This window comes from Bacillus cereus group sp. BfR-BA-01379, from assembly GCF_022663605.1.
Taxonomy (GTDB): domain Bacteria; phylum Bacillota; class Bacilli; order Bacillales; family Bacillaceae_G; genus Bacillus_A; species Bacillus_A mobilis.
Map to the genome: position 1 here is coordinate 1 of NZ_JAKUFT010000107.1, position 11519 is coordinate 11519.

Genomic DNA, 11519 nt, shown 5'->3' on the forward strand with positions numbered 1-11519 from the left:
CAGGTTCAAATCCTGTCCCCGCAACCAAATGGTCCCGTGGTGTAGTGGTTAACATGCCTGCCTGTCACGCAGGAGATCGCCGGTTCGACCCCGGTCGGGACCGCCATTTTATATAAAGAAAAGAACGAAACATGTTGTTTCGTATTTTTTTATTTGTTTTAACAAAAAACTAATAAAGACAGTCAAACTATCCTTAGGAAAACTCCTAAGGACTTTTTTATATATTCAAAACCTGTATAATAAAGAGCAGAGAACATTGTGAGTAAAGTAGGTGAAGTCTGTGAGTAAATATGAAATAACAACAAAATCCTCTGAGGAAACACAAAGATTATCAGAAAAACTAGGTGGACTTGTCGGAGCACAAGATGTAATTATTTTAGAAGGAGATCTAGGGGCTGGTAAGACAACTTTTACAAAAGGACTAGCAAAAGGTCTTGGAGTGAAAAGAGTTGTAAATAGTCCTACCTTTAATATTATTAAAGAATATAAAGGGAGATTGCCGTTATATCATATGGACGTGTATCGCTTAGCAGAAAGTGAAGAGGACTTAGGTTTTGATGAGTATTTCTACGGTGAAGGAATTACCGTAGTAGAATGGGCTCATTTAATAGAAGCATTTTTACCAAATGAGAAGTTACAAATTAGTTTATTCCATGCTGGAGATGATACAAGAAAAATTGTACTCGAGCCAATTGGAGATCGATATATTAGATTATGTGAGGAGCTATTACAAGATGAAAGTACTAGCAATTGATACTTCAAATTACGTAATGGGTGTATCCCTTATTAAAGAAGGAAACGTAATTGGGGAAATCATTACAAACTTAACAAAAAACCATTCTGTACGTCTTATGCCAGCTGTAGAACAACTGTTAAAAGAATGCGGTGTAAAACCGAAAGAATTAACTAAAATCGTTGTAGCTGCTGGACCTGGATCATATACAGGTGTTCGCATAGGTGTGACAGCTGCCAAAACATTAGCTTGGTCACTTCAAATACCGATTGTAGGTGTATCAAGTTTAGAAGTAGTAGCTGCAAACGGAGCTAATTTTGATGGATTAATCTGTCCTTTATTCGATGGAAGACGTGGACAAATTTATACTGGGTTATATACATATGAGGGAGAGAATGTCACTTCTATAGAAGAAGACCGAATCATCCTTATTGTAGACTGGTTGCAAATGTTAAAAGATAAAGGCAAGCAGGTTTTATTTATTGGTAACGATGTTAAACTGCACAAAGAAACAATAATAGAACATTTAGGCGATCAAGCTGTATTTGCTCCTTTCACTAAAAATAACCCAAGACCAAGTGAGTTAGCGTTCTTAGGATTGCAAAAAGAAGAACAAGATGTACATTCATTTGTTCCTAGTTATCTTCGTTTAGCTGAAGCCGAAACAAAGTGGTTAGAAAGTCAAAACAAGTAGGGGTTTGCAGAAGATGGATATGATATTTAGAAAGATGGAACTCGATGATATCGCTCAAATTGTAGCTATTGAAGAAGCGTCTTTTTCAACTCCTTGGACTGCAGATGCCTTTCACCGTGAGTTAACGACGAATGAACATGCACATTATGTTGTGCTAGAAAAAGATGGTCGTGTAATTGGGTATTGTGGATTGTGGATAATTATTGATGAATCACATATAACAAATATAGCTATTTTGCCAGAATACAGAGGTCAAAAGCTCGGGGATGCTTTATTGAAAGAAGTTATTTCCGAAGCGAAAGATTTAGGGGTAAAAACGATGACACTTGAAGTACGTGTATCAAATGAAGTAGCAAAACAGTTATACAGAAAATACGGATTTCAAAATGGTGGAATTCGTAAACGATACTATGCAGACAATCAGGAAGATGGTCTCGTAATGTGGGTGAATATATAATGGAAAAAAATACGATTATACTTGGTATTGAAACAAGTTGTGATGAAACAGCGGTAGCAGTTGTTAAAAATGGAACGGAAATTATTGCAAATGTCGTTGCATCGCAAATTGAAAGTCATAAACGTTTTGGCGGAGTTGTACCAGAGATTGCATCCCGTCATCATGTAGAAGAAATTACAGTTGTGTTAGAAGAGGCTTTAAAAGAAGCAAATATTACATTTGATGATATTGATGCAATTGCTGTAACGGAAGGACCCGGTTTAGTAGGAGCGCTTTTAATAGGGGTAAATGCAGCGAAAGCAGTAGCTTTTGCACATGATATTCCTCTAGTGGGTGTTCATCATATCGCTGGTCATATTTATGCGAATCGTTTAGTAAAAGAAGTTCAATTTCCACTACTATCACTTGTTGTATCTGGTGGGCATACAGAGCTTGTTTATATGAAAGAACATGGTTCATTCGAAGTGATTGGTGAAACGAGAGATGATGCAGCTGGAGAGGCATATGATAAAGTAGCTCGTACGTTATCTATGCCATATCCAGGTGGGCCTCATATTGATCGCCTTGCACATGAAGGAGAACCAACAATCGATTTGCCTCGTGCATGGCTAGAACCTGATTCGTATGATTTCAGTTTTAGTGGATTGAAATCAGCAGTTATCAACACTGTGCATAACGCAAAACAACGCGGGATAGAAATTGCACCGGAAGATTTAGCAGCAAGTTTCCAAGCGAGTGTAATAGATGTGCTTGTAACGAAAGCATCCCGTGCAGCAGAAGCGTATAACGTAAAGCAACTGCTTCTAGCTGGTGGAGTAGCTGCTAATAAAGGACTTCGTGCACGTTTAGAAGAAGAATTTGCACAAAAAGAAAATATTGAGCTAATTATTCCTCCGTTATCTTTATGCACAGATAATGCAGCAATGATTGCGGCGGCAGGTACAATTGCATATGAACAAGGAAAACGTGCTACATTAGCTTTAAATGCAAATCCAGGATTAGATATTGAAGCATAGTTATACACAAAATTAACCACAGCTTGTGGATAAAACCCATATTATCTGTTGATAATGTGGGTTTTATTGTGTATATAAAATGTTGATAACTTTTTTGTTAATTGTGGATAATGTGGAAAAGTTATTTTTGAGTTTATTTTACAAAGGTGGATATGTGTATAAACTTGTGGATAAATCAGATGAAGTCTGACCTTTACATGTATTCTTTTTCGGGAAATAAACAGCAAGAAGATATCTCTAAAAAACATTTTGAAATACGCTCTTATGATAGGAATGTCAAACTTTGTCGGTAAATCGATATGTAGTGTCGAATTGTTTATACAATATGACGTTCATCCCAACTAGAAGACAAAAAGGATGTCGCATAGTCAAAAATCTCGACTTATGAGACACCCTTCTTATTCATACTCTTATAAATGTAATTCTTCCCATTCTGCCATACATGCATCAAGTTGTTCTTGTAGTGTTTGCTTTTTCGTTGTAATTTCACTAGCTTTTTCATAATCTGCATATATTTCTGGTAAGCAAAGTTGATCTTCTAACGTAGCAATTTCTTCTTCAAATTCTACAATATTTTGTTCTAGCTCCTCAATTTTTCGAGTGCGTTGACGTTCTAATTGTTTACGCTCTTTTTCTTCGAGATAATTTAATTTTTCTTGAGCTACAGTTTTTTGAACAGGTGCTTGGCTTTCTTGCTGTTCTTGTTGTTCAAATGCTGCGCGTTCAATCATTTCATTTTTCTTTTCAACGTAGTAATCGTAGTCCCCTAAATATTCTTGTGCACCTTCTGTTGATAACTCAACAACGGTCGTCGTTACACGATTAATAAAGTAGCGGTCATGTGAGACAAATAGAAGGGTGCCTGGATAATCAATTAAAGCATTCTCCAAAATCTCTTTACTATTTAAATCAAGATGGTTCGTAGGTTCATCAAGAATTAATAAATTCGATTTTTGCATCATAAGTTTTGCAAGAGCTAATCGAGCTTTTTGTCCACCACTAAGAGAAGATACTGGTTTTAGTACATCATCCCCGGTGAATAAGAAGTTACCTAATATCGTGCGAATTTCTTTTTCAGGCTGCAAGGGATATTCATCCCATAACTCATTTAAAACCCGCTTAGAAGATGTTAAGTTTGCTTGTTCTTGATCATAATAACCAACAGATACATTGGATCCGAAAGAAACATCACCATGTAATAGTGGTAACTTATTCACAAGTGATTTTAATAATGTGGATTTCCCGATTCCATTTGGCCCAACTAAAGCAACGCTATCCCCGCGAGTTAAGCGCATCGTTACATGTTCAATAATCGGATCCTCATCATAGCCGATCGTTGCATCCTTTACTTGTAAAACATCATTTCCACTTTGTTTTTCGATATCGAAGTGGAAGGAAGCTGACTTAGAATCACCTAGTGGTCTTGTTAATAATTCCATTCGGTCTAATTGTTTACGACGGCTTTGGGCACGTTTTGTCGTAGATGCACGCGCTATATTTTTTTGAACGAAGTCCTCAAGCTTAGCGATTTCATCTTGTTGTTTTTCATAACGTTTCATTTCTTGCTCGTATAGCGCTGATTTTAAGTCTAAATATTTACTGTAGTTACCAACAAATCGTCTGCTTTCTTTATTCGAAATTTCATATACTTGTGTAACGAGTTTATCTAAGAAATAACGGTCATGGGAAACGATTAGTATTGCGCCAGGATAGCCTTGTAAATATTGTTCAAGCCATGTTAATGTTTCGATGTCTAAATGGTTTGTAGGCTCGTCTAAAATAAGTAGGTCTGGTTTCGTTAATAATAATTTACCGAGAGCTAATCGTGTCTTTTGTCCACCGCTTAATGTGGAAATCGTCGTCTGGTGCGTTTCAACTGGGAAGCCAAGACCACTTAAAATCGAGCGGATATCTGCTTCGTACTGATAGCCACCTTGATCTTTATAATCTAATTGTAATTGGTCATAATCAGCTAATAATCTTTCGTATATAGCCTCGTTTGAAAAGTTTTCTTCTTTTCCCATCTCTTGCTCTAGCCTTCGAAGTTTTGTCTCCATTTGCTGCAAGTGTGTAAAGACGGTTAACATTTCATCCCAAATTGTTAAAGACGTTTCTAAGCCGGTATTTTGAGCTAAGTACCCGATTGAGACATCTTTCGGTTTTATAATTTCGCCACCATCATGAGATAGCTCACCAGCTATTATTTTTAATAATGTAGATTTTCCGGCTCCATTTCGTCCGACTAATGCGATACGATCTTTCGTTTGAACTTCCAATTTTATGTTTGCAAGAATCGTTTCTGCACCGTATAATTTCGAAAGCGCGTTTACTTGTAATAAAATCAATGTTTTCACCTCAAATAATTTCTTAACTTTGCCATGTTTATATTTCTCAATCATACTAAAAATAGTGTATAGTTTAAAATAAAGAGAGAATACTTCTTCTCTTTATTATACAGGGAAATTCATGAGTGCTAAACTTCTGTATTTGATTCAAGTATATGAATAAAGATAGGAAGAGAGGAGAGGTTATATGGATCAGCAAAAAATTCCACAGGCCACTGCCAAACGATTGCCTCTATACTATCGATTTATCCAAAACTTATCTCTTTCTGGTAAGCAACGTGTTTCATCAGCAGAATTGAGCGAGGCGGTAAAAGTTGATTCCGCAACGATTCGAAGAGATTTCTCATATTTTGGAGCGTTAGGGAAAAAAGGTTATGGATATAACGTAAATTATCTATTATCATTTTTCCGTGAAACACTCGACCAAGATGATATAACACGTGTAGCACTTATTGGAGTAGGTAATTTAGGGACCGCTTTCTTACATTATAATTTCACGAAAAACAATAATACAAAAATTGAAATGGCGTTTGACGTTAGTGAAGAGAAAGTCGGAACAGAAATCGGGGGCATTCCTGTATATCATTTAGATGAACTAGAAGAACGTTTATCAACTGATATACAAGTGGCAATATTAACAGTACCCGCTACAGTAGCACAACCTGTAGCAGATAGATTGGCAGAAACGAACGTGCATGGTATTTTAAATTTTACACCAGCGCGCTTAAATGTGTCAGACAATATAAGAATTCATCATATTGATTTAGCAGTAGAGTTACAAACACTTGTTTACTTTTTAAAGAATTATCCACAATAAAACGCAGAGGAAGCGACCTCTGCGTTTTATTATTGTTTTTTCTTTGTGAATTTAACTAAGATAAGGCGAAGTGCCAAATTAAAATCAATTGTTGCCATAACTGCAAATAGTATTGTCCACATATTCCAGATTGTATCTGTTACGTTCGTAATGGCGAAGCGTGTGAAGATACATCCTAGAAGAAAGTACAATGCAGCCATGAACAATGGTGAGTTTCTCATACTAAAAATCCTCCGATAAAGCCTTGCATTTTTTCAGCTTCTTTAATCATTTCTTGAATTTGTTCATTGCTCATTAAAACTTGAGCAACTGCAACTAATGTATTCATAGCAACATGAGCTGCGATAGGGACGATAATACGCTTCGTTTTTACATATAAAAAGGCGAATACGAGCCCCATAGAAGTGTATACCAATAAGTGAGTGAAATCAAAATGAATTGCTGCGAATACGAGAGAACTAATGATAGCAGCAATAAAGAAGTTAAACTTCTTATAAAGTGTACCAAATAAAATTTTTCTAAATACGATTTCTTCCAAGATAGGTCCTATTATAGAGATGACGATAAGGAACCAAGGTGTCGTTCTAGCGATATCCATAAGTCTCGCTGTATTTTCTGATCCAGGTTTAATTCCTAATAAACGCATTTCTATCATGCCGGCAATACTTTGCGAGAAAAATGCTAAGAAGAAGCCGATAAAAATCCAACCAATCGTAGCTGGAATAGAAGAACGCGTTGTATCTAAACGTCTGTCGCGAATATCTGTTCTAAGTAACCAAAGTACGATACATAATGCAATAAAGAAGCTAATGATTGCCCAGTGTCCAGTTATGAGTTGGAACTTCTCTTCTCTAGTAAAGCCCCTGTTATCATAAAGTCCAGTTTTTAGGAGAAGTGGTAATCCAGCAATGGATGATAACTGCATTAAAATGTATGTAACGATAACCCACCAATATTGTTTTTTCAAATGGTTTAACCATCCTTTCTAACTCTAGTGTATGAGATAAGGTAGGATAACATGTAAATATGCTACCTACGATATAAACCTCGCGTAAATTATGTTTTTTTCGTAAATCCGTATTTGAAATTATAATAGAAGACAGGAGAAAGTTGTGTGTATAGCGAAAACAACTTAGGGTGTCCTTTCATATTGTAACATACGAGTAGTGGAAACAACGATTCATATAGTAAAGGTAGAAGAAGAGAGACTCTATATAGAAAAGTGTATAGCTTAATTTGCGAAAAAATTATGATTTTTTTACTTGCAAAAGAAATTGAGATTATTTATTATTATAAGTGTGTTAGCACTCGGGTGACTTGAGTGCTAATAAAGAAAATTTACATAACAAAATGAGGAGGTTGTTGTTCATGCTAAAACCATTAGGTGATCGCGTTGTAATTGAGCTTGTTCAAGCAGAAGAAAAAACAGCAAGTGGTATTGTATTACCAGACACTGCAAAAGAAAAACCACAAGAGGGTAAAGTTGTTGCAGTAGGTACTGGTCGAGTGCTTGAAAATGGTGAGCGTGTTGCTTTAGAGGTAGCAGCAGGTGATCTTATCATCTTCTCAAAATATGCAGGTACTGAAGTAAAATACGAAGGTACTGACTACTTGATTTTACGTGAAAGTGACATTTTAGCAGTTATCGGTTAATTATATAAATCTTAAAAAATCCAAGGGGGTCAATTATTATGGCAAAAGATATTAAATTTAGTGAAGAAGCACGTCGTTCGATGCTTCGCGGTGTCGACACTCTTGCAAACGCAGTAAAAGTAACGCTTGGACCAAAAGGTCGTAACGTTGTACTTGAGAAAAAATTTGGTTCACCACTTATTACAAATGATGGTGTAACAATCGCAAAAGAAATCGAATTAGAAGATGCATTCGAAAACATGGGTGCAAAATTAGTAGCAGAAGTTGCTAGCAAAACAAATGATGTAGCTGGTGACGGAACAACAACTGCAACTGTATTAGCGCAAGCTATGATTCGTGAAGGTCTTAAAAACGTAACAGCTGGTGCGAACCCAATGGGTCTTCGTAAAGGTATCGAAAAAGCTGTTACTGCTGCAATTGCAGAATTAAAAGAGATTTCTAAACCAATCGAAGGTAAATCTTCTATTGCACAAGTAGCTGCTATTTCTGCAGCTGACGAAGAAGTAGGTCAATTAATCGCTGAAGCAATGGAGCGCGTTGGTAACGACGGTGTTATTACTTTAGAAGAGTCTAAAGGATTCACAACAGAATTAGACGTAGTAGAAGGTATGCAATTTGATCGTGGATATGCATCTCCTTACATGATTACTGATTCTGACAAAATGGAAGCAGTTCTTGATAACCCATACATCTTAATTACTGACAAAAAGATTTCTAACATCCAAGAAATCTTACCAGTATTAGAGCAAGTGGTACAACAAGGTAAACCACTTCTTATCATCGCTGAAGACGTAGAAGGCGAAGCTTTAGCTACATTAGTAGTGAACAAACTTCGTGGTACATTCAACGTAGTAGCTGTTAAAGCTCCTGGATTTGGTGACCGTCGTAAAGCAATGCTAGAAGATATCGCAATCTTAACTGGTGGCGAAGTAATCACTGAAGAATTAGGTCGTGACTTAAAATCTGCTACAGTTGAATCTTTAGGACGCGCAGGTAAAATCGTTGTAACGAAAGAAAACACAACTGTAGTTGAAGGTATCGGAAATTCACAACAAATCGAAGCTCGCATTGGTCAAATCCGTGCGCAATTAGAAGAAACAACTTCTGAATTCGATCGTGAAAAATTACAAGAGCGTCTTGCAAAACTTGCAGGTGGCGTAGCAGTAATTAAAGTAGGTGCAGCAACTGAAACTGAGTTAAAAGAGCGCAAACTTCGCATTGAAGATGCACTTAACTCAACTCGTGCAGCAGTAGAAGAAGGTATCGTTGCAGGTGGTGGTACTTCACTTATGAACGTATACACGAAAGTAGCTTCTATCGTAGCTGAAGGCGACGAAGCAACAGGTATCAACATCGTACTTCGCGCACTAGAAGAGCCAGTTCGTCAAATCGCAATCAACGCTGGTCTAGAAGGATCTGTAGTTGTAGAGCGTCTAAAAGGCGAAAAAGTAGGCGTTGGTTTCAACGCAGCTACTGGCGAGTGGGTTAACATGCTTGAAACTGGTATCGTAGATCCAGCTAAAGTAACTCGCTCTGCACTTCAAAACGCAGCATCTGTTGCAGCTATGTTCTTAACAACTGAAGCTGTAGTAGCTGACAAACCAGAACCAAATGCACCAGCAATGCCTGACATGGGCGGCATGGGCATGGGCGGTATGGGCGGAATGATGTAATAAGCATCATAAAGTCTTGATATTATATAAAGCGGGTTTTAAGTGAATTAAAGAGAAATACTCTTTTACCTTAAAAGGTCTTTCAGCAGTTTTATAAACTGATGAAAGACCTTTTCTTCTATTTAGTATGGTTGTAGAATACATGAAGGTGTTATAGAGCAGAAATTGTTCAATAAATAAAAGGGGGATAATATCAAGGAACAAATGGTTTTTTCTTAGGGAGATAGAAAGAGTGAATTGAATTCGTATCAAGATTCACAATTTTTCTTTTTGTTTGTAAATACTTCTTTTGATTGAAAAAGTATCTAAATATATATGCTAATTTATATCAATAAATCCGAAATTTTATTAAAATTCAGATCGTATGTCTGTGTTGTTTTTTTATTGATATACTTTTAGATAAATGAGTAATGTAGATGGTTATAAGTAAAAAATTAAAAGAGGTGATTTGTCTTGTTGCGATCGGAAGAATACTTATTAAGCTTACTAAGTGAACTTAGGTCACTTCCAAAAGAAACTGGTTGGGTGGAATTTAAACATAACAATAATGACCTTAACACTATTGGTCAATATATATCCGCTCTTAGTAATACTGCTGCTTTATTCGGGAAAAATCATGCATATATGGTTTGGGGAATAGAAGATGATACGCATAATATTGTAGGTACAGACTTTAAGCCAAGTGAGATTAAAAAAGGTAATGAAGAACTAGAAAGCTGGCTTTTAAGGCTATTAAATCCTCGAATTAATTTTGTATTTCATGAGCTAAAGGTTGACGATAAAAGAATTGTTATATTAGAAATTGAAAGAGCCATGAATACGCCCGTTCGATTTGATGGATCCGAATATATTAGGATCGGCTCTTATAAAAAAAGTTTAAAAGACTTTCCAGAGAAAGAAAGAGAACTTTGGCGTATCTTTGGTCAACGTCCTTTTGAAGAAATGATAGCCTGTGACAACGTACCGGAAGAACTAGTTTTATCTTACTTGGATTATCCTTCTTATTTTGAGTTGCTTGACATTCCTTTGCCGGAAAATCGGAAGTACATTTTAGAACAGTTGATGGAAGATCAAATGATTGTTCGGACTGAGTCAGGGGGATGGCACATTACCAATTTAGGTGCAGCGTTATTCGCAAAAAATCTTTCGAAGTTTACTAATTTAAAAAGGAAATCGGTTAGGGTTATTATTTATAAAGGGAAAGATAGAATTGAGACACAAAGAGAACAAGAAGGAGTCAAAGGCTATGCTTCTGGATTCGAAGGTTTAATAGGATTTATTGACAATCTATTACCTAGGAATGAAGTAATAGGTAAAGCTCTCCGTAAAGAAGTTCCTATGTACCCTGAACTTGCTGTACGCGAGTTGGTAGCTAATGCTATTATACATCAAGACTTTTCTTTAAGTGGTACTGGCCCTACAATAGAAGTCTTTTCGGATAGAATGGAGATAACCAATCCAGGGATACCTCTTGTAAAGAAGGAGCGTTTCTTAGATAGTCCACCTCGGTCAAGAAATGAAACGTTGGCTTCTTTTCTAAGGCGTGTAGGGATTTGTGAAGAAAGGGGGAGTGGTATTGATAAAGTTGTATCTTTAACGGAGTTATATCAGTTACCTGCACCCCTTATTGAGGTCACTGATTCTCATACTAGAGTGACGTTGTTTGCATATAAACCTTTTGCAAAAATGGAACGCAAAGAAAAAATTCATGCGTGTTATCTGCATGCTAGCTTGAAGTATGTGACTAGAGAACATATGACAAATGCTACTTTACGTCAGAGGTTCGGGTTAGCAGATAAAAACAACTCGATTGCTTCTAGGATTATTAGAGATGCTGTGGAAGTAGAGGTAATAAAACCTTTAGATCCTGATACAGCCCCAAGGTACATGAAGTACGTTCCATTTTGGGCTTAGAGGTTGTTAATGAATTACACGTAGTTTATTTTCTTTTTAGATCTGTAGGTAGTGAGGAAAGAGCTAAAAGTTAACTTGTAGGTAAGTTGCAAAAGTATGTAATTTCTTCTTTTTGGATCTGTAGGTAGTGAGGAAAGAGCTAAAAGTTAACTTGCAGGTAAGTTGCAAAAGTATGTAATTTCTTCTTTTTGGATCTGTAGGTAGTGAGGAAGAGCTA

The 11519-nt window shown here is 36.5% G+C and carries 11 protein-coding genes and 1 tRNA gene; 9 read left to right on the forward strand and 3 right to left on the reverse strand.

Translation table 11 applies throughout. From position 1 onward, the window contains the following. Positions 1-30: 30 nt before the first annotated feature. From MR113_RS25255 to tsaD, 5 genes are all read left to right on the forward strand, one after another. A tRNA-Asp gene (locus tag MR113_RS25255) sits at positions 31-106 on the forward strand. A gap of 174 nt (positions 107-280) precedes the next feature. After that, positions 281-754, forward strand: coding sequence for a tRNA (adenosine(37)-N6)-threonylcarbamoyltransferase complex ATPase subunit type 1 TsaE (tsaE, locus tag MR113_RS25260; RefSeq protein WP_061679603.1), 474 nt, complete (start codon positions 281-283; stop codon positions 752-754). Next, positions 735-1427 carry a tRNA (adenosine(37)-N6)-threonylcarbamoyltransferase complex dimerization subunit type 1 TsaB gene (tsaB, locus tag MR113_RS25265; protein ID WP_242257265.1) on the forward strand — a complete coding sequence of 231 codons (693 nt, stop codon included), beginning with the start codon at positions 735-737 and terminating at the stop codon, positions 1425-1427. The genes tsaE and tsaB overlap by 20 nt, the downstream gene beginning before the upstream one ends. A 13-nt stretch (positions 1428-1440) precedes the next feature. Next, positions 1441-1884: a ribosomal protein S18-alanine N-acetyltransferase gene (rimI, locus tag MR113_RS25270; protein ID WP_000367199.1), complete on the forward strand. Its 444-nt coding sequence runs from the start codon at positions 1441-1443 to the stop codon at positions 1882-1884. Next, positions 1884-2900, forward strand: a complete 1017-nt coding sequence (gene tsaD / locus MR113_RS25275; protein ID WP_061679605.1) for a tRNA (adenosine(37)-N6)-threonylcarbamoyltransferase complex transferase subunit TsaD — start codon at positions 1884-1886, stop codon at positions 2898-2900. The genes rimI and tsaD overlap by 1 nt, the downstream gene beginning before the upstream one ends. A gap of 410 nt (positions 2901-3310) precedes the next feature. Here the strand turns inward: tsaD and MR113_RS25280 are convergent, their stop codons facing one another. Then, entirely contained in the window at positions 3311-5245 is a 1935-nt protein-coding gene (locus MR113_RS25280; RefSeq protein ID WP_277929788.1) for an ABC-F family ATP-binding cassette domain-containing protein, read from the reverse strand. 187 nt (positions 5246-5432) lie between these two features. Between MR113_RS25280 and MR113_RS25285 the strand changes: the two genes are divergently transcribed. Then, positions 5433-6062, forward strand: coding sequence for a redox-sensing transcriptional repressor Rex (locus MR113_RS25285; RefSeq protein WP_000372702.1), 630 nt, complete (start codon positions 5433-5435; stop codon positions 6060-6062). A 29-nt stretch (positions 6063-6091) separates the two neighbouring features. Here the strand turns inward: MR113_RS25285 and MR113_RS25290 are convergent, their stop codons facing one another. Together MR113_RS25290 and MR113_RS25295 are read right to left on the reverse strand one after the other, a co-directional pair. Next, a complete protein-coding gene (locus MR113_RS25290; protein WP_001246201.1) occupies positions 6092-6283 on the reverse strand; it encodes a YdiK family protein in 192 nt (63 codons plus the stop codon). Continuing rightward, on the reverse strand, positions 6280-7029 hold the full coding sequence (locus MR113_RS25295) for a CPBP family intramembrane glutamic endopeptidase (protein ID WP_071722019.1): 750 nt from the start codon (positions 7027-7029) through the stop codon (positions 6280-6282). Before MR113_RS25295 ends, MR113_RS25290 begins: the two co-directional genes overlap by 4 nt. A gap of 401 nt (positions 7030-7430) precedes the next feature. Between MR113_RS25295 and groES the strand changes: the two genes are divergently transcribed. The 3 genes from groES to MR113_RS25310 all read left to right on the forward strand — a co-directional run bounded on the left by groES (position 7431) and on the right by MR113_RS25310 (position 11302). Continuing rightward, a complete protein-coding gene (gene groES, locus MR113_RS25300; protein WP_000917311.1) occupies positions 7431-7715 on the forward strand; it encodes a co-chaperone GroES in 285 nt (94 codons plus the stop codon). 38 nt (positions 7716-7753) lie between these two features. Then, entirely contained in the window at positions 7754-9388 is a 1635-nt protein-coding gene (gene groL / locus MR113_RS25305) for a chaperonin GroEL (RefSeq protein ID WP_001029985.1), read from the forward strand. 456 nt (positions 9389-9844) lie between these two features. Further along, positions 9845-11302, forward strand: coding sequence for an ATP-binding protein (locus MR113_RS25310; RefSeq protein ID WP_242257266.1), 1458 nt, complete (start codon positions 9845-9847; stop codon positions 11300-11302). The last annotated feature ends 217 nt before the right edge of the window (positions 11303-11519 follow it).

Excerpts from the sequence above, each read along its gene's own strand:
- MR113_RS25285 (WP_000372702.1), top strand. The coding sequence starts at position 5,433 with ATGGATCAGCAAAAAATTCCACAGGCCACTGCCAAACGATTGCCTCTA.
- rimI (WP_000367199.1), top strand. The coding sequence starts at position 1,441 with ATGGATATGATATTTAGAAAGATGGAACTCGATGATATCGCTCAAATT.
- tsaD (WP_061679605.1), top strand. The coding sequence starts at position 1,884 with ATGGAAAAAAATACGATTATACTTGGTATTGAAACAAGTTGTGATGAA.
- MR113_RS25290 (WP_001246201.1), bottom strand. The coding sequence starts at position 6,283 with ATGAGAAACTCACCATTGTTCATGGCTGCATTGTACTTTCTTCTAGGA.
- groES (WP_000917311.1), top strand. The coding sequence starts at position 7,431 with ATGCTAAAACCATTAGGTGATCGCGTTGTAATTGAGCTTGTTCAAGCA.
- groL (WP_001029985.1), top strand. The coding sequence starts at position 7,754 with ATGGCAAAAGATATTAAATTTAGTGAAGAAGCACGTCGTTCGATGCTT.
- tsaB (WP_242257265.1), top strand. The coding sequence starts at position 735 with ATGAAAGTACTAGCAATTGATACTTCAAATTACGTAATGGGTGTATCC.